The sequence below is a fragment of the Priestia sp. JSM ZJ58 genome (assembly GCF_044383985.1).
GTDB classification, from domain to species: Bacteria; Bacillota; Bacilli; order Bacillales; family Bacillaceae_H; genus Priestia; species Priestia zanthoxyli.
On record NZ_JBISEM010000001.1, the window covers coordinates 2,743,843 to 2,762,638 of the forward strand.

Consider the following 18,796-nt stretch of genomic DNA (forward strand, 5'->3'; position numbering starts at 1 on the left):
ATTATTTATGAATCAAGTTTGTTTGTAATATCATACTTTTTCTTTAGCTTTTGTAACCATGTTGGATACTCTGTTTGGTATTTTTGATCAAGCAGCGTTTGCTTGATTTTTGCTTTGCTGTTTTCATATGTTGCTTTTTGCGCTTCTTTTTTGCCTGTTACTTTAATAATATGGTAACCGTATTCTGTTTTAACAGGATCACTTACTTCATTTACCTTCATTGAAAATGCTTTGTTGGCAAAAGCTTCGACCATATCGCCTTTTTTGAAGTATCCAAGGTTTCCGCCATCTGATTTAGAAGCTGTATCCGTTGAATATTCTTTTGCTAGCTTTGCAAAATCTTCTCCTTTATCAAGCTTTGCCTTTACTTCTTTTGCTGTTTTTTCGTCTGCTACTAAGATATGACTAGCTTTTACCTGTGCTTCTGTAGCTAGTGAATCTTTATTTTGATTAAAGTACGATTTTATTTCACTATCTTTAATATTAATAGTCGACTCGACCATTTTTTTTGCTTCAATATTCGTCTTTAAATCTTTTTTCAGCTCTGACAATTTTACACCGCTAGATGCTAATGCTTGATTTAGTGCATCTTCTCCACCGTACTGACTTTTAAGGTTTTCTAATTCAGCATTAATTTCTTTATCGGTTACTTTAATATTTTGTTTAGCTGCTTCTTTTGAAATGACTTTTTGTTCGATTAGTGAATCAAGGACGCTTGATCCTCCTTGAGCAAGAAGAGCATCATACAGCTGATCTTTTGTGATTTTTTCATCACCAACGGTAGCAACTACCTTTGATTTATTCATTGCTACGGCACCAATAGCTACTGCAGCAATAATGACAACGGCTGCGATAATCATAATTATTTTGTTTTTAGACATCATTAAACTCCTTTTCCATTTCTCATTACTTACCTAAACTTAAACTTTTGCGCGTTGGTAACGGTTTAAGCTCAATTAAAGGCCTTGCAATCGTAGATACGTATTTACTCGACAACAGCCACGCCACTCCACAAGCTCCAATCAAAAGAATGCTGTATCCTTGTACACTTTCTATCCAGTCTCCAAAAGAAGATAAGCGAATATATTTAATCAGAAATCCATGTAGCAAATACACATAAAAGGTTTGAGCACCTCGAGATGTAAAAGACATCGTCTGTGTAGGGGTCAAAGCTAAAAAGGAAACCGTCATTGCTAAGCTGATGCTATAAAATAGTGTACGAATGATCATTCCCTCTACTTGATTTACACCTAAGGAGGCATAAGATTTTGAACCAAATAGCCACTCCTTCTCAAAATCCGGTGCTACGTACTGGATCCACAGAGCAATAATGAGCAATGTGCCTCCAGCTATTTTCTTACAAGAAACAGACGTCAACTTTTTAAAATGTTCTTTTTTCATATAAAACCCTGCTAAGAAGAAGGGGAAGAATACAAATGTTCTAGAAAGACTTAACGTTGTTTCTAGCGGTTCACATAAGCCAATCATAATTCCTAAAACTGCCGCGACAGCTAAAGGATATTTGATCTTTGTAAAAATGAACAGCATCGCATTCCAACAAAATAAACTTAGTAAAAACCACAGTGACCAAGCTGGCTGAAATACTGAAACTTCAAATGACGATTCATCATACAGTTTATAATCATATACCGCATAGATAAGTTGAAAGATAATATAAGGAAGTAATACTTTCTTCGCCATCTTCCACATATATCCTTTCTTTCGGTATCCTTTTGCAAAATATCCGCTTATTAAAATAAACGCTGGCATATGAAAAGTATAAATAAATATGTAGAGTGTTCGTAACCACTGTTCATCATTAATGAAGGGAGTTAACAAATGGCCAAACACTACCAGTACAATTAAGATAAATTTCACGTTATCAAAATACGCATCCCGCTTAGCCATTTGACTTCCTCCTTTCTTTTACGTTCTATGGATTTGTACGACGTGCTGCTGCGAATATCTTTTCTTTACATCCCTTACTATACATAGTGAAAATGAAAAAACAGTGAAAACTTTTCTTTTTTCTATTTTTAAATAAGGCGCCGCTAAATAAGTTTGACAAATGGCGCCTCTTTCTCTACTATATAGATACGCACCCTATCCAATTCAATTTCGCTTGTTGCGGGACACTTAACCAGTACGGATGGATAGGGTGTTTTTGTATGCAAAAAAAAGCAGAAGACCTAGGTCTTCTGCTTTTTATTTTGCTATAGGCTGACTGTCACCTTTTCCGTTTTCTTTTTTACTTTTTAAATAATAAAACAGATAACAAAAAAGGACAAATGGGATACCGCAGTATAATGCGATACGCTGACTCTTATCAAAAGCAAGTCCTACACAAGCAGCAAAGCATAAAACGAATGCTAAGATAGGAACGAGAGGATATAAAGGAGCTTTGTAAACAAGCTTTGATACATCATTTCCTTCTTTAATATAGCGTCTTCTGAACATAAAATGAGAAGCTGCAATAGCCATCCATACAGCTACCACCGCAAATCCAGAAATAGAAACTAATACTAAGTAAACAGTAGTTGGTGCAACCACGCTTGACAGCAAGGACAGACAAGCCACTCCCATGCTGATAAGCAACGAATTAAATGGAACTCCTTTAGACGTTACTTTCCCTAGCCAGCTGCTAACCATTTTTTGATCGGATAATGACCAGAGCATTCTCGAGCATGCATATAAGCCTGCATTAGCGTTTGATAGTAAAGCTGTTAAAATAACCAAGTTCATAATATCTGCTGCATAAGGAATACCTATTTGATCAAACACCGTCACAAAAGGACTTTCTAACACTCCTGCTTGTTTCCATGAGATCAACCCAGATAGTACAAACATGGCGCCGATAAAGAAGAAGAATGTACGCCAAATGATATTTTTAATGGCTCGAGGTATGTTCTTTTCTGGATCTTCGGTTTCTCCCGCCGTAATACCAATTAATTCTGTTCCTGAAAAAGCAAAACTTACGGAAACCATCGTAATTAATACAGGCATAAGTCCATTTGGAAATAAACCGCCCTCTCCTGTAAAATGAGAAAGCATCGGCGCTTTTTCATGACCGCTAAGGGGAATGAATCCAAACATCGCTGCTGCGCCTAAAATAATAAATACAATAATCGTTAATACTTTAATACTTGAAAACCAAAATTCTGTTTCGCCGAAAAAACGTACAGATGTTGCATTTAAACCAAATAATAAAAGAGCAAACAGCGCGCTCCATATCCAAACCGAAACGTCAGGAAACCATCTTTGCATAAGCAGCCCAGACGCTGTAAACTCCGAACCGACAGATACTACCCAAGTCAGCCAGTAGAGCCAGCCCACCGCAAAACCAGTTCCCGGCCCTATAAACTTTGTAGCGTATACTTGAAATGATCCTGACACAGGCATTGCTACGCTTAGCTCCCCTAGACATATCATGACTAAATACATAATTAATCCACCGATTAAATAAGCAAGGAGCGTTCCCCCAGGACCTGCTGCATTAATTGTATAGCCAGAATTAAGAAACAACCCCGTACCGATAACACCGCCAAGGGAAATCATAAATAAATGACGGCTTTTCATTTTTCTTTGTAACTGATTCATAGATGTTGTATTCTCACCCATTATGTACCTCCTTTTTTTATAGTAAACCCATCCAAAAACTTGGTTTTTTTACATATTCTCTATAGTCTCTTCTCTTCAGGAATAGGCTCTATTTCTTCGATATGTACGAATTTTGTATATTGTATACAATATACACTTCTTAAATCTTTTTACGATTATATCATTTTTCAGATTTTTTACAACAATGAATAGTAAAAAATATTTCAATAATTCTATTTTTTATATTCTAACTAAGATTAAATGAAGTGATATGATATGATTATTTTTACACCCGTACGTTCTTTCATGCTATTTTTATACTCTTTCGTCACCATGACATGAAGAGAAGGAACGGCTGATGCGATATTTATTTTAGGGGGAAACAATGAACAAGGGGCCTATGATTTATCATTCATTAAAGGATCATGTATATAACTACATAGCAAGTCAAATTCAAGACGGTACACTGCTGCCTAACGACAAAATAAATGAAGCCAGTATTTGTTCTCAGCTGAATGTCAGCCGAACGCCTGTAAGAGAAGCGCTTATTAAATTAGCTTCAGACAACCTATTAGAATACAGACCGCGCAGAGGGTTTACTGTAAAGGAAATTGATACACACAAAAAACTAGAAGTATTTGAAATCGTCGGTGCTTTAGATGGTCTGGCAGCTGCCTTGTCGATTGATCACTTAACTGAAGAAGATTTTACGAAGATGGATGAGCTTATTAAAAAAATCGATGTTTCGATTGAATCAGAAAATTATCAGGATTATCAAAAATATCAAACGTATTTTCATCGAGTATATTTGAACCGATGCGATAATGTGACCTTAAAAGAACAGCTTATGTCTTTACAAGACGGATTCATCAGACAAACGTACTTTAGCGATGACACCAAAGAGCTATACGCCATTTTACGCGTAATGAATGAACATCACCGCCATATTCTAAAACTTCTGCAGCAGAAAAAAAAGGCCGATGTTCAGCTTTACCTTCAAAATGTTCACTGGAAAATCGAATACCCAGAAATGATTTGATCAAAAAGAACTCGAGACATGACTAAATCAATTCGATCAACAGCTAGAAGAAACGAAATACATGAAACCTACGTTTATCATACCAATGAAAAAATCCGAACGAAGTTGATTCTTCATTAAGAATCTCAATTCATCGTTCGGATTTTTCTTCAACTAAAACTCTTTTGTCCCAGCCTCTTTTATTTTGCTATAGCAGAACGCTGTTTTTCTTCTTTTACGTACCAAATGAATTTCCCTGTATATCCGTAAACAATCGCCAAAATAATAGAGACAAAACTGAGCCACATAAACGGCAGATAAGCGAATGTAGAGATCCCAAGCGTTGTAGCTAGAAATACACCGTTATCCGTCCACGGAACCATTCCAGAAGTTAAGGTTCCCCCTACTTCTGAGTTACGGGCAAGCACTAGACGCTGTATTCTTAACTTATCGTAACTTTTCTCCATAATTTTCGGTGTTAAAATTAATGAAACATACATCGCACAACCAAATATATTTCCTAATAATCCAACGAAAATAGTAGAAGCCGTAACGTTTCCTGAATTGACAAGAATTTTTTCAAATTTAGATAGCAGGACTTCTAAGACGCCGAGCTCATCTAATAACCCGCCAAATCCTAGTCCAAAAATAATGACAATAATAGAACCGACCATGCTTAAAATTCCGCCACGATTTAATAGCTCACTTAAAAATGTGTTGTCGGTATTAATTTTAAATCCTTCATAAGCCGTATTAAATGCGCTCGCCACATCCATATGTTGAAAGACAACTGCCCATATAATTCCTAATAATGAACCAACCGCAATTGCTGGAAGAGAAGGTTTCTTTAATGCTAAAAGGACAATGACAGCCAAAGCCGGAATCAGCATCCACCCGCTGATGTGAAATGTATCCAACAGCGAAGATTTTAATTCTTCTACCCGTCCAGCATCAAAATCTTTTCCCCCATACATAAACCCTGTTACCGTAAATAATACTGCCGTAATGAGATAAGCAGGAATATCCAATACTAACATTGCTTTTACGTGATCGATAACGTTCACTCGGGCCATTGACGCAGATAAAATGGTACTATCAGAAAGAGGAGAAAGCTTGTCTCCAAAATAAGCTCCTGAAATCACGGCTCCAGCTACTAAAGGAAGCGGCATACCTAAGCCTTGTCCGATTCCCATCATCGCGATTCCGGCTGTACCAACCGTTCCCCAAGATGTTCCTGTTGAAATCGAGGTAATAGAGCAAATGATAAGTGTAGCAAGTAAAAAGAATGTTGGATTAATAAACTCTAATCCAAAATAAATAAGAGAAGGAACAACTCCTCCGGCAATCCATGTTCCAATTAACGTACCGACGGCTAATAAAATTAAAATAGCTTCTAAGCCGTTTGATATTCCTCTTGTAATGGCCCCTTGCAGCTGATTATACGTATACCCAAGTCGTACTCCTAGCGCCATAACAATAAACCATGAAATAAATAAAGCGAGCTGAATAGGTAAATCAAAAACAGTTGCAAACGAAATAACAACAGCTAAAAATAAAGCAAGCACAATCATTATTTCCCACATAGATGGTAAACGGGTTGTGTTCAAACTAGCTCCTCCTAAACTGGTATGTAGATTCTGGAATGTGGTATCGTTTAAGAGCAAAACGTCCTTATTTTTTAATTGTTCCTCTTACTGCTCCAACGTATGTATTTCTATGAGTACTTAAACAATAAACTGCATCTTTTTAAGAACATAAAATAAGGATACTCGCGTAAACAATAAGCCATCTTTCTTTTATCCAGTGGTCATAATACCATAAGAGTGTGCTTTCTTACAAGACACGTTATAAAGCGCTTTCTGTTTGTTTATACATTTTAATATATAAATATATTTTCATTTATTTTATTCAACGAAAAGAGGAAAGTAACATGAAAGAATATGCAACGTTTGCAGGAGGATGCTTTTGGTGCATGGTCGCTCCTTTTGATCAGCTTACAGGAATCATTAGTATCCGCTCGGGCTACGCTAGAGATGAACAAATCGCTTCTGAAGCTAAACAGGAAAGCGAGTACGTAGAGGCCGTGCAAATTGTATGGGATCCTTCTCAAATTACGTTTGAAGAGCTGCTTAACCTGTATTGGCAGCAAATTGACCCTACGGATTCCGCCGGACAGTTTTCAGACCGCGGACCATCGTATCGAGCCATTATTTTTTATCATAACGAAAAGCAAAAAGAAGTGGCTCTCGATTCTAAAAGAAAGCTCGCCCAAAGCGGACGTTTTAAGAACCCTATCGTCACACCTATTTTACCTTTTTCTTCTTTTTACGAAGCAGAAGAACAGCAGCAGGATTATTATCGAAAAAATGCATTTCACTATAAATTATACAAAGAAGGCTCGGGGCGAACTGATTTTCTGACGCAGCATTGGCCCAAGGACCGCTCTTACCTTAAAAAGTTCCTAACGCCTATGCAATATTTTGTTACGCAGGAAAACGGAACCGAACCCCCTTTTACAAATTTATATTGGAATAACAAAAAAAAAGGAATTTACGTTGACCTTCTAACTGGAGAAGCACTGTTCAAAACGTCAGATCAGCTTCCTTCTCATACAGGCTGGCCCATTTTTAAGCGTCCTATCTTATACGGAAACATAAAAAAAGTGCCGGCTCAGCATTCAACAGCGCTAAAAAGCAAAGAAGGAGATAACTATCTTGGTTTACTTTTAACAGAAGAAAACAGCGAATACTATCAAGTAAATTCTGCGGCTCTTCGCTTTATTCCAAAAGAGAAGCTTAAAGAAGAAGGCTATGAAGATTTTTTAATTTTATTTTGATGCCTATACTTTCTTAAACGGGTAAAAATAAGCAGTTACTTTCTTTGCGTAGTGTACAGTTAAATTATGATAGTCCGCCGGACGCAAAAAAGGCTGAGTGATAGAATCATCTCTTATTTCACACTCTCCTTTTTGCAGCTCCCAAGGATCATGATAAAGGTCTCCTCTGTAGACATTTCCTTGGTGAGTGGTAAATAAGCAATAGCGCTCTGTAAGCCAATGAGCTAATTCTCCTTTTCTACTGCGATAGGAGGGAGAAGTACCTCTATATGTAAGCTTTACTCGCTCTTTTTTTGAGTCTCTGTGCGTTCGAACTGACTGAAAAGAAATATAGTTCTGAGTTTTGTTGAATGTCATAGCAGCGTGGTAATAAGGCAAGTGAAAAAACTGACGAGCAATCCATACTCCTAGTGGATTGCTTGCGTCTAAACTAAAAAAATAAACGCCTTTTTCCCCTTTATATGTAACATAGGTACGCACATTTAGCTCATATAGCCGTGAAAAGATGGGCACGGCGGGCGTTCCTTTGAATCGAATGTCTGTCATCGTAAAAGGCACAAGCGCAATCCACGCTTGACCATTATAGGTGTCAGGCTCTAACTGACTCGGCAATAAAGAAGCCAAAAATGCCGGATCTACAGGCCAATGAATAAACAGTAAATCTTTCCACGTTTGTTTCATTATCCAATTATTTTTCACTTCTTGGTCCCTCCTTTTTCTAGATGTTCTTTTCCATTAATTCAGCGGCTGCCGATTTGCCTGACAAATATGCGCTCTCTAACCGTGAGTGATTCGTCTCGTCTTCCCTTCTTAAAAAAGCATCTCCTGCCACCAGTAGCGACGGCATAATTTTAGCAAAGGGCTGATGAAGAACTTGTTCAACCTCTGCATAGCGCCATTTCTTTATCTGGATGCTTTTAATATGATTTGCACCTATCCATTCTTTTATTTCATTTTTTATCATCGGCAGCAACTCACGTTCATGTTCATCAAAATGTTTTTCTGACCAGTCTTTATTCATATATATGCTAAGAACGGGCGTCTTTGATATTCCTTTTTGCTCATGATTAACAATTCTTTGGATTGTGCTAGATGGATTTGTGATTTGACCATGATCACTATACAGCATCTCTGTGTAAAGCTCCACGATAGCAACCAAGCAGGGACTAAATTTAAGTGTTTTAAGAATAGATTGGTCCGCTTGCAGCTTACTATTATTAAATACCTCAATAACCTGAGGAGACGGAGGTGTAAGAATGATATCAGTCGCTTCAAAAATCTCATTTTCTTCTGTATACAGCTGGTACCTTCCGTTTTGAAAGTCAATGGTTTGAACTTTTCGATTCAAGTATACGCGTAGATCTTTTGCTAAATATTTAGCTAATGCATTCATGCCATTTATACTTTGATAACGAGGGTGATGCTCACCAAACCACTTCTTAACCTTTCTATCAGCTATCCATTTATTTACGGCTTGCTGAAATTCATCGGATCTCACTGTAAAAAATTGAGCTCCGTGATCTGCTTTTCCATCCCCTACTCTTCGTGTAGCCATTCGTCCCCCTACACTTTTGCCCTTATCAAGAAGAAAGACCTCTATTCCTGCTTTTTGTAATTCAGCCGCAGCTGTAAGGCCGGTCATTCCTGCACCTACTATTCCTACTCGTTTCATTTTTTCCTCCTTATTTAACTCATTTACTTACAGTATAAAAAAAGCGGAATAATTGAGCTAATTTAAACTGTCTTTTTCATTTACCTTCGCTCCTGCTTGTCTCAAAAAAATAGTCTACGATTCTTTTCATCTTAATATACTTGTTGTATACAAATATATCTTTACCTGCTAGCACGTCTATAGATAGGAGGACCGTCACATGATGCTCTATGATATTAAGCACAAAGTATATTACGAAGTATTTAATACAGCTCGCCCTAAAATGAAGGACGCTCACCAAGGACGAAGCTGGGGATATGTTTATAAAAATCTCAATGGACAACCTACAAAGTTCTGGATTGACTTTACACACGGTCGTTTTATGTACTTTCAAGTTGAAGACAAGTGGTATCGCGTGCAATATTTGCAGTCCAATGATAAGAAAAAAACAGCGGATGTCTTTAAAGGCGCTCTCATTGATTTGATTTTAGATGGAATGGATCTCAAACTAGTACGAGGAAACTTTGAGAAGAGAAGACTCTTAGCTTTATAACACATAGAAAAACAGCCGTAAAAGCAGTCCTGCTTTTACGGCTGTTTAATTGTACGAGGAGTAATCAATATTTCAACCCTTCTATTTTTCGCTTGCCCCTCTGCTGTATTGTTAGATGTCACGGGTTTGAACTCTCCAAACCCTTTTGCACTGAACATGCTTGGATTAAGCTTATCGTTTTTTAAGATAGCTTTCATAAAGTTAACGGCTCTCATCACGCTTAACTCCCAGTTGGATTCAAAACCAGCGTTCCGAATAGGTACGTTATCGGTGTGACCGCTAATAATAATATTACGAGGAGGATCAATCACCAAAAGCTCTGAAATATCATTTGCGATTTTTGTATCTTCACTCCGAACTTGTGCTCTTCCCGAATCAAACAATACATTGTCTCGAATGGAAATTAAGAGACCTTCATCTGTTAGCGAAGTCTGCAATTGATTTGTTAAGTTTTTCTTTTGAATATACGCATTAATTTTAGATTGAATTTGCTGAAGCTCTTCTTGATCAGCTTCTCGAATGGTTTGCTCCTTTTGTTCGCTCGTTAACGATTGTGAAGAAGCAGGAGACTGATTGGGAGCTGTCTCTACTTCATTTGTTTTTTCCGTACTTTTAGCTGCAGGAGTATTTGAAGGCTGAACCGCTTCTTCAGATTCCTGCAGAGATTGAAATTCCATCACGCCCGTTCCTCCAACGAACGCTTCATTAAATGCGCGGGAAAGGTTTTTAAATTTTTGCGCATCCACTGAGCTCATTGCAAACAATACAATGAATAAAGCAAGTAAAAGTGTAAGCAAATCTGAGTAAGGAAGCAGCCAGCTTTCGTCAACATGGTCCTCTTCATGCTTTCGTTTTCTGCGTCTACTCATTTATGCCCACTTCGCTTTCTTGAAGAAGCTTTTTACGTTCCGCTGTTGGCAAATAGGAAGCCAGCTTTTGCTCAATTACTTTCGGTGTTTCTCCTTCTAGAAGTGAAAGCACTCCTTCGATCATCATATACTTTACCTTTACTTCATGTTTCGATTTACGCTTCAGTTTATTTGCAAACGGATGCCATAGTACATACCCAGTAAAAATACCAAGAAGCGTAGCAACAAACGCCGCGCTGATCGCATGTCCTAGCGTATCCGTATCTTCCATGTTCCCAAGCGCAGCAATTAACCCTATAACAGCTCCAAGTACACCCAGAGTTGGAGCATATGTACCTGCTAAAGCGAAAATACTTGCACCCGTTTGATGTCTCTCTTCCATAGCATCAATTTCTTCAGACAACACGTCTCGTATATAATCCGCACTTTGACCATCAATAGCTAAATTCAAACCATTTTTTAAGAAAGGGTCATCTACATCAATAATTTGGGCTTCAAGTGATAGTAACCCTTCTTTTCGAACAACTTGTCCCCATTCTGAAAACATGGATACTAAATCAACGGGCTGCAGCATTTTTTGTTCTTTAAACAGGACACCAAACAGTTTTGGGACTCTTTTGATTTCATTTGAAGGAAATGCAATCACTACTGCTCCGACGGTTCCGACAATAATAATTAAAATAGCAGCCGGATTTCCTAACACAGATGGATTAACCCCTTTGAAAAACATGCCTACAATAAGAGAGGCTATTCCTAAAATCAGTCCAATAAAAGATGTTTTATCCATATGTAATTCTCCTATCCTTAACTTCCTGTTCTTTCTTTTTGTGTATTTTATCCTCATCTTTTATTTCGACTATTTCATAGAATTTTTAAGCTTTTTATGAATCATATTTACAATTACATCTTTTCTCTATTATAAAAACACTTTTTTCAACTTTTCATACAGAATATCTGAAGGTCCAGCTATAATCGCTACAATTTGATTTTCCACATAAATAGCAGCCGTCATCTTATTATCAATATCAGCTAAAATTGCAAACCCGACGTTAATATTCAACTTTACTCACCTCTGTAACGTTGTTGTTTATTCAACATATAAAAAGAACAGTCTTACCATTTATTTTTCCGTGTTTTATTGACATTTGTAAATTTTATATTAAGATTATGTAAATGAGTTGACAAAATGGAGGTGATATTATGCTACTAGAAAAATACTGTAAAGACACTGATTTAATGATTATCCAGTTTACAATCGAACTAACAAAAGATATTCACGCTAAAATCTCCGCACGTACTTTATTTTATGAAGAACAGGTGATACGTTATGCTGAAAAAAGAATACGTTCTTTCTTACATCCTCTTTCCCTTAAACATACGCTGAAATTTGTCTATCAATCTGAAATACTACAAACCATTCTATTCAAATTAAAACCAACTTTTGAACAGCAGCACGTACTGCGCTGTATTTCATCTTAAAAAGGAGTTCCCTTTAGCGGAAACTCCTTTTTGATTTGATTCTACGATATAGACGATATGCTTTTCTGATAACGTTTAAAAGCGGATACGGCAAGCGGATATGGTATTTATCAATAAACGGATAAAAGGTGTAATAAGCTTTTACAAGGTCTGTCCATTTTTTATCAATACCCTCCTTATAAAAGTCAGAAATATCCACCACATATCCTCTTCCATCTTTCATCATGACATTTTTGCCATGCACATCATACGGGTTTAACCCCTGGCTTCTTGCATAGTCCAAAGCTTTGTTCACATCTTTTATGACTTGTTCTGGAATCTTTATTCCCCGCTGTACAGCATCATACAAAGTAACACCTGTAAGTCTTTTTAAAATCAAGTACGTCTTTCCCTCATGAAAAAGTTGAGAATAAGCTGGGTGAACGCCCAGCTTTCTATACACTTGCGCTTCTTTTTTTACACCATAAACGTCTCTTCCGTATACTTTTACGACAAATTCAGGATAATTCTCGTGCGTAAACACACCGGCATAGTTTCCTTTACCAATAAGTACCCACTCTTTTGTTTTGTTCGTAACTTCAACTGGATCATAGTCACTTTCACTTTGAATCTTAACTTGCGTTAGTAATGATGTTTCAACTAGCGACACTAACTGTTTAATTGTTTTATCCATAGTCCCCTCTAAAAATCCTTCAGTAATCTCTATCAAATATTATCCTATGATAAATCTCAATGCAGGATGTGTCAATAAATTGACAGCCTGATATAAAGAGGGAAAGGATTCCCGTTCATTCAAGACTGCGTGTGAACTTTGTGAACATTCACATCCAGTTCTTCTTTCATATTCAGCATAACGCCCGCCATCGGAGCAATAGGCTCGGGCTTAGTCAGTTGAAATAAAAAGCGCTTTGTCATTTCTGACAGAAAAATAGTTACTATTTCAGTGATATAGTCCATGCCTCTTTCCGCTTGATGCTCAATCCCAAGCGGCATATACATATAGCTTGGGACATCAATGGATCCTCCTTTTTCAAAACGGTCAGGTAAAAATTCACTTGGCTCTAAAAAATAATCTTCATGGCGATGCATCATATAAGGGCTAATTAACATAATCTCCCCTTTTTTAATGCTGTAACCATCTATTTGTATATCTTCACGTGCTTGACGCCCAAATAGCCAAAGAGGCGGATACAGCCTCATGCTTTCAGCAATTATTTTGCGCATATAGGTCAAATTTTTGGTTGAAAGTGATTCACCGCTAGCATAGGCTTGAATTTCTTTATGCAGCTGAAGGTGCTCCCTAATATTTTGAGACAGTAAATGAATAGACCAGCTGCATACGTGCGTAATCATTTCATACATCGAAAGGAATATAGAATTTAGCTGTTCGTATATTTCTCTTTCATCGATGTCTTCCCCGTGAGAATTTAATACACACTGCAGTAAGTCATTTCCTTCGGTTTTGTTTTGAACACGCATTTGAACGCGTTCAAAAAGGAGTTGTTCTAGCTGCTCATCTGAGTCAGGCTGGTGCAAGGGTAGACGAATATAAATTTTGCCTAACTTTTCTTTTTTTCTCATAAGCGCTTGAACATAGTGAATTTTGTCTTTATCCTCAATCGAAATGCCAAATACAAGTTGAAGGAGTACAGCTACGACTATCTGTCTTATGTCTTTTACTATCGTTCGAAGCTGCCCTTCTTCCCACGTTTCCGTATGCTTTTCAATTATTTTTGCGATTGCTTCCTTATTATAAGTTAGATGTTGTTTAAGTTGTGAGGGTTGAATGGGGCTCATGTATAATGCTTCATCTGTCCATAACATTTCTTCACCCAGCAGCGTTTTAAACATATGCGTTAGTTTAATTTTTTGAAACGCCTTGCTGTTTGTAATGACTACATCTTTAATAAGTTGAGGGTCTCTCGTTACATAAAAGCGTTTGTGCGCAACTCTAAATGTTGCAATTTCTCCATACTGAGTCAAGTTTTCCAAAAAACCCAATGGGTTCTCTCTAAACTTTTGCAGGTGACCGGTAAGCTTATACGACGAGGGGCCCTGTATAACCGGCAATGTTATCACTCCTTTTCTAAAAATGCGGGACTTAAACAAATAAAAGAGTAGTCCACTAAAGACTACTCTTTTTCACACAAAGATATGCTATTGATTTTCACAAAAAATCTTACTTATTATTCCATATTGATCCATACGCTTTTCACTTCAGTGTAATTATCAAGCGCATAGCTTCCCATTTCACGACCAATTCCCGACTGCTTATAACCTCCAAACGGGCTTGCTGCATCAAATACGTTGTAACAGTTCACCCAAACTGTACCCGCTTTAATACCATGAGCAATATAGTGTGCTTTCTTTAAATCCTGTGTCCAGACGCCTGCTGCTAGACCATATGCTGTATCATTTGCTTTGGCAATCAAATCATCAAGATCGTCAAACGGCATAGCAGCTACAACCGGACCAAAGATTTCTTCACGAGCAATCGTCATCGAATGATCGACATCTGCAAAGATAGTCGGTTCTACGAAATAGCCTTGATCAAACGGTATGTTTCCTCCTGCGAGTACTTCCGCTCCTTCTTCAATTCCTTTATCAATATAGGTTTTCACTCGTTTTTGCTGCTGCGCAGATACAAGCGGACCCATTGTTGTCTCATCAGCTAATCCATTTCCTTGTTTAATAGATTTCGTTTGAGAAACTAAATCAGCTACGACATTATCATATAAGCTTTTTTGGACATACAGACGACTTCCAGCACAACATACTTGTCCCTGGTTAAACATAATACCTGAAAGCGCACCAGGAACAGCTTTTGTTAAGTCTGCATCCGGGAGGATAATGTTTGGTGATTTTCCTCCAAGCTCTAACGTCACACGCTTTAAAGAGTCGCTAGCTTGTTTCATAATTGCTTTTCCGACAGCAGTAGATCCTGTAAAAGCAATTTTATCGACAAGATCATGATGAACGAGCGGTTCACCTGCTGTTTTCCCGTAGCCTGGCACAATGTTTAGCACGCCTTTTGGGAATCCTGCTTCATCGGCTAGTCGAGCTAAGTAAAGTGCAGAAAGAGGCGTTTGCTCGGCTGGCTTGAGCACAATTGTACATCCAGTTGCCAAAGCGGCTCCGAGCTTCCAAGCGGCCATTAAAAGCGGGAAGTTCCACGGAATAATTTGGCCAACAACTCCTACTGGTTCATATCTCGTATAGTTAAAATACGCTCCTTGCACAGGAATAGTTTGTCCAACCATTTTAGTTGACCACCCTGCAAAGTAGCGGAAATGTTCGATGGCTAATGGAATGTCTGCATTTGATGTTTCACGAATTGGTTTTCCGTTATCAAGCGTTTCAAGCTGCGCAAGTTCCAATTGATGTGTTTCCATTAAATCAGCTAATTTATAAATAAGTCGACTTCTTTCAGCTGCTGACATCTTTGTCCAAGGTCCATGATCAAAGGCTTCTCTAGCCGCTCTGACGGCGCGATCAATATCCTCTGGATTTGCTTCAGCTACATCTGCCAACTTTTCACCCGTTGCTGGATTTACTGTTTCAAACGTTTTTCCTGAAACAGAGTCTACCCATTCGCCATTAATGTATAGCTGTTTAACTCCTTTTAAAAACTCCACTACTTTCGGACTCATTTCAACTTTTTTCGCTCCAAGATTTTGCATCAAATACATACCTCCCCACGAATTTTGAAAACGCTAACAATGAATATTTTACCATGTTATCTAGTAAAATCAACAATTTTGCATACAATATTCTGAATTTTTCTACATGCATTCTAGCTATCTAAAACTTATCTTACTAGTACAAATGTCGAAAGAGGCGAAACGTTTATTGTATTTCCTTTCACCGTACGGAGCGTTTTTGTTCCGGCCCGCTCGCCGTCAACAAGTAATCTCCACGTTCTGTTAGAAGGCAAATGAACCGTTTGAGCTTGTTTATTTGCATTATGAATCACCATTATTTCGTTTGCTTTATCTTTATTAGCTTTAGCATTTAACGTATAACCTACTACGTTTGCTGGTGCATCAACAAAGCGTAAATTTTGATGAATAGCCTGTGCACTCGTCATTCTAAATGACGAATATTGCTTTCGAAGCGCAATAAGTCCCTTCATGTAATTTACTTCTTGGCTGAAAGCTGCTCGGCGCTTCCAATCTAGCTGATTGACAGAATCGGGTGACTGATAGCTGTTATGGTCTCCGCCTTTTGTTCTCATAAACTCTTGACCTGCATGTATAAAGTTCATTCCTTGAGATGTTAAAATAATAGAAGAAGCAAGCTTGTGCATTTGCTTTTTCGTTTGCTCGGTGTCAGCAGGGTTCGTCAGCTGAAGCTTATCCCATAACGTATGGTTATCGTGCGCTTCTACATACGTAACAACTTGATCTGGATCTTCATACGTGGCAGTTGAACGATCATAATCAATTCCAGCTGCTATACTTTGCTGTATGAGCTTTTCTTGTCCTTGCTTTCCATTCACAAATCCGTTGTCATGATCAAAAAATACGCTGCCTTTAAGACCATCCCGCATACCGTCATTAAAGTGAGCGATGCGCTTCATATCCTGAGCGTTTTTCTGGTTAGCTTTGAGCTTAGCGTCAAGCTCGGTTCCTAGATCCCAGCCCTCTCCTAAGACGATAATGGAAGGATCAAGTTCATCTAATTTCTTTCTCACTTCATTCATTGTCTTTGTATCGTGAATCCCCATTAAATCAAACCGAAACCCGTCAATGTGGTACTCTTTTGCCCAATACGCAACAGAATCTACGATAAACTTCCGAACCATTTTCCGTTCAGACGCCGTGTCGTTTCCAACACCTGTTCCGTTGGATAGAGTTCCATCTTCTTTATAACGGAAGTAGTAGCCTGGAACTAGTTTATCAAAACTATGCTCACTCACTGCATACACGTGATTATAAACAACGTCCATTACCATGCGAAGCTGCTTGTCATGAAGCGTTTGAATCATTTGTTTGAGCTCAATAATTCTAGTCTTAGGATTATATGGGTTTGTTGAATAGGAGCCTTCTGGGACGTTATAATTTTTCGGATCATATCCCCAGTTAAACTGCGGCTCGTTTAATTTCGTTTCATCCACCGTACGATAATCGTAAATAGGCAGGAACTGGACGTGCGTTACACCTAAATCTTTAATATGACTGAGTCCTGTTTTTACTCCATTTGGTCCTTTCGTATTCCACTCCGCTACGCCTAAATATTTTCCTTTGTTTTTGATACCGCTCTCTTTTTGAGACGATAAATCTCGTACGTGCAGTTCATAGATAATGGCATCTTCTGGATTTTTAAATTTCGGCTTATTTGTACTCCACTTTTTCGGATTTGTTTTAGCCAAATCTACGACGACTCCGCGATCTCCATTGACCGTTGTTGCTCGTACATATGGATCAACCGCTTCATTCCAGACGTTCCCAATTTTTACTTTGTACGTATAAATTAGTTCATCTTGATTTCCTTTTAACTCCGCTTTCCACGTTCCTTTTTCACTTTTAGTCATAGAAATTTCTTTTAAAGCTTTCGAGTTCCATGACGAATAAGTCACTAGCTTGGCTTCGCTTGCAGTTGGAGCCCATACGCGAAAATTTGTTTGTTTCTTAGAATATGTGTTTCCTAAATCGTTTCCGCTATATGCATACTTTTCGTCAAATTCTTTCGTACGCACGACATTTCCATTGACTACATCAGCTGATCCGTATCCTTTTTGCTTAACTTTATACGTTTTTGTAACGTCCAGAGGCTGTTTTGTTATGATTTTAACTTTAGTAGTAACAGAGTCTCCTCCCTCTTTATAAGGTGTCACTTTCTCAATTTGAGCTCCGTCAATTTCAATGTCTCCTACACTCTTAGAAGAATCGAACGGTACGTTTGTTTCTAATGTAATTTGATTAAATGCATCCATAGTCGCTTTCGTGATTTTCCGAGTGATATCTACTACAGCTCTATCATAATAAATTCGATTTTGCCCTTGAACAATCCATACTTCTACATTCCCATCTTTCCCAACCTTGGTAATAAAGCGGTTTCCTCCGTCTTTATTTTCCCAATCGCTATCACTAGTAGAATGGCGTACAATAAAACCAATTTTGTCAAATAAATTACCACTTCCACTGTTAATTGTGTAAGTTGCTTTCTTCCCAAAATTCGTGTCTTCCGTAAATTCGATTTGCTTGCCTTCTTTTTCATCACCTGGCCATGTCCAAATGTTCCACCCGCTGTAATCTCCATCGTACCGATGATAGTTTAAGGTAACGTTTACTTTATCAAATTCCGGTAAATCTCGATATTCACCGTCAGGAGGAGACGTATATGTATGTTCATCTCCACTTTTTACCCATACTTCTCCTTCACCGTTCTCCACTGAAACGAAGCGGTCTCCTCCATCTTTTTCCCACGACTCGGTTCGTACAATAAAACCTACTTTGTCATAAGTACCGGGTAGTTCAACTTCCGCTACTTTTCCAAATTGATCTTCCCCTGTAAATGCGTAAGGCTTCCCTTCTCCTCCTTCAGGAAAAACCCATAATCCCCATTCTTTTGTATCGTTTGAAGCAGGCTGATAGTGAATCGTGAGTTTTGTGGTATCCGCTGCAGATGCAAACGATTGCATAAACGGGCTAAAAAAAGAGCTTACTAGTAAGAGTAAAGCCGTCAGTACCATTGCATATTTAGTCCAACTACGTTTCAATTAAAACCCTCCCGTAAAATAAAGTACGTACACATTTTTCACTATAACCTTTTTTGAAAGCGTTATCATAAG

General features: G+C 38.0%; 17 protein-coding genes. 4 read left to right on the plus strand and 13 right to left on the minus strand.

All coding sequences use genetic code 11. The features are described 5' to 3' along the window. Positions 1–5: 5 nt before the first annotated feature. From ACH6EI_RS14475 to ACH6EI_RS14485, 3 genes are all read right to left on the minus strand, one after another. On the minus strand, positions 6–881 hold the full coding sequence (locus tag ACH6EI_RS14475; RefSeq protein ID WP_028413602.1) for a peptidylprolyl isomerase: 876 nt from the start codon (positions 879–881) through the stop codon (positions 6–8). 25 nt (positions 882–906) lie between these two features. Then, positions 907–1,908 carry an acyltransferase family protein gene (locus tag ACH6EI_RS14480; RefSeq protein ID WP_028413603.1) on the minus strand — a complete coding sequence of 334 codons (1,002 nt, stop codon included), beginning with the start codon at positions 1,906–1,908 and terminating at the stop codon, positions 907–909. Between the two features lie 297 nt (positions 1,909–2,205). Beyond that, positions 2,206–3,618 carry an amino acid permease gene (locus tag ACH6EI_RS14485; protein WP_028413604.1) on the minus strand — a complete coding sequence of 471 codons (1,413 nt, stop codon included), beginning with the start codon at positions 3,616–3,618 and terminating at the stop codon, positions 2,206–2,208. Between the two features lie 364 nt (positions 3,619–3,982). Here ACH6EI_RS14485 and ACH6EI_RS14490 point away from each other — a divergent pair, with 364 nt between their 5' ends. Beyond that, entirely contained in the window at positions 3,983–4,636 is a 654-nt protein-coding gene (locus ACH6EI_RS14490; protein ID WP_034327794.1) for a GntR family transcriptional regulator, read from the plus strand. 179 nt (positions 4,637–4,815) lie between these two features. Here ACH6EI_RS14490 and nhaC read toward each other — a convergent pair whose 3' ends face one another. Continuing rightward, positions 4,816–6,222 carry a Na+/H+ antiporter NhaC gene (nhaC, locus tag ACH6EI_RS14495; RefSeq protein WP_028413606.1) on the minus strand — a complete coding sequence of 469 codons (1,407 nt, stop codon included), beginning with the start codon at positions 6,220–6,222 and terminating at the stop codon, positions 4,816–4,818. A 323-nt stretch (positions 6,223–6,545) separates the two neighbouring features. On the opposite strand from nhaC, the gene msrA reads away from it, so the two are divergent. Beyond that, positions 6,546–7,451, plus strand: a complete 906-nt coding sequence (gene msrA, locus ACH6EI_RS14500; RefSeq protein WP_033578792.1) for a peptide-methionine (S)-S-oxide reductase MsrA — start codon at positions 6,546–6,548, stop codon at positions 7,449–7,451. A gap of 3 nt (positions 7,452–7,454) precedes the next feature. Here msrA and ACH6EI_RS14505 read toward each other — a convergent pair whose 3' ends face one another. Together ACH6EI_RS14505 and ACH6EI_RS14510 are read right to left on the minus strand one after the other, a co-directional pair. Beyond that, entirely contained in the window at positions 7,455–8,150 is a 696-nt protein-coding gene (locus tag ACH6EI_RS14505; RefSeq protein WP_028413608.1) for a YqjF family protein, read from the minus strand. A 19-nt stretch (positions 8,151–8,169) separates the two neighbouring features. Further along, positions 8,170–9,123 (minus strand): NAD(P)/FAD-dependent oxidoreductase, encoded by a 954-nt coding sequence (locus tag ACH6EI_RS14510; RefSeq protein ID WP_028413609.1) that lies wholly within the window; start codon positions 9,121–9,123, stop codon positions 8,170–8,172. Positions 9,124–9,322: 199 nt separating this feature from the next. Between ACH6EI_RS14510 and ACH6EI_RS14515 the strand changes: the two genes are divergently transcribed. Further along, complete coding sequence (locus tag ACH6EI_RS14515; protein ID WP_013056747.1) at positions 9,323–9,655, plus strand: hypothetical protein; 333 nt, start codon at positions 9,323–9,325, stop codon at positions 9,653–9,655. Between the two features lie 35 nt (positions 9,656–9,690). Here the strand turns inward: ACH6EI_RS14515 and motB are convergent, their stop codons facing one another. The 3 genes from motB to ACH6EI_RS14530 form a co-directional block, all read right to left on the minus strand. Then, positions 9,691–10,524 carry a flagellar motor protein MotB gene (gene motB / locus ACH6EI_RS14520; protein WP_028413610.1) on the minus strand — a complete coding sequence of 278 codons (834 nt, stop codon included), beginning with the start codon at positions 10,522–10,524 and terminating at the stop codon, positions 9,691–9,693. After that, a complete protein-coding gene (gene motA, locus ACH6EI_RS14525; protein ID WP_013056745.1) occupies positions 10,517–11,311 on the minus strand; it encodes a flagellar motor stator protein MotA in 795 nt (264 codons plus the stop codon). Before motA ends, motB begins: the two co-directional genes overlap by 8 nt. Positions 11,312–11,440: 129 nt before the next feature. Next, positions 11,441–11,584 carry a hypothetical protein gene (locus ACH6EI_RS14530; RefSeq protein ID WP_014460421.1) on the minus strand — a complete coding sequence of 48 codons (144 nt, stop codon included), beginning with the start codon at positions 11,582–11,584 and terminating at the stop codon, positions 11,441–11,443. Between the two features lie 140 nt (positions 11,585–11,724). On the opposite strand from ACH6EI_RS14530, the gene ACH6EI_RS14535 reads away from it, so the two are divergent. Further along, on the plus strand, positions 11,725–12,003 hold the full coding sequence (locus ACH6EI_RS14535; RefSeq protein ID WP_014460422.1) for a hypothetical protein: 279 nt from the start codon (positions 11,725–11,727) through the stop codon (positions 12,001–12,003). A 13-nt stretch (positions 12,004–12,016) separates the two neighbouring features. Here ACH6EI_RS14535 and ACH6EI_RS14540 read toward each other — a convergent pair whose 3' ends face one another. From ACH6EI_RS14540 to pulA, 4 genes are all read right to left on the minus strand, one after another. Beyond that, on the minus strand, positions 12,017–12,676 hold the full coding sequence (locus tag ACH6EI_RS14540) for a serine/threonine-protein kinase (RefSeq protein WP_028413611.1): 660 nt from the start codon (positions 12,674–12,676) through the stop codon (positions 12,017–12,019). 119 nt (positions 12,677–12,795) lie between these two features. Continuing rightward, a complete protein-coding gene (locus ACH6EI_RS14545) occupies positions 12,796–14,082 on the minus strand; it encodes a cytochrome P450 (protein WP_080963438.1) in 1,287 nt (428 codons plus the stop codon). Between the two features lie 107 nt (positions 14,083–14,189). Continuing rightward, entirely contained in the window at positions 14,190–15,683 is a 1,494-nt protein-coding gene (locus ACH6EI_RS14550; RefSeq protein ID WP_013082880.1) for an aldehyde dehydrogenase family protein, read from the minus strand. 128 nt (positions 15,684–15,811) lie between these two features. After that, entirely contained in the window at positions 15,812–18,697 is a 2,886-nt protein-coding gene (pulA, locus tag ACH6EI_RS14555; protein ID WP_028413613.1) for a type I pullulanase, read from the minus strand. Between the last annotated feature and the right edge of the window lie 99 nt (positions 18,698–18,796).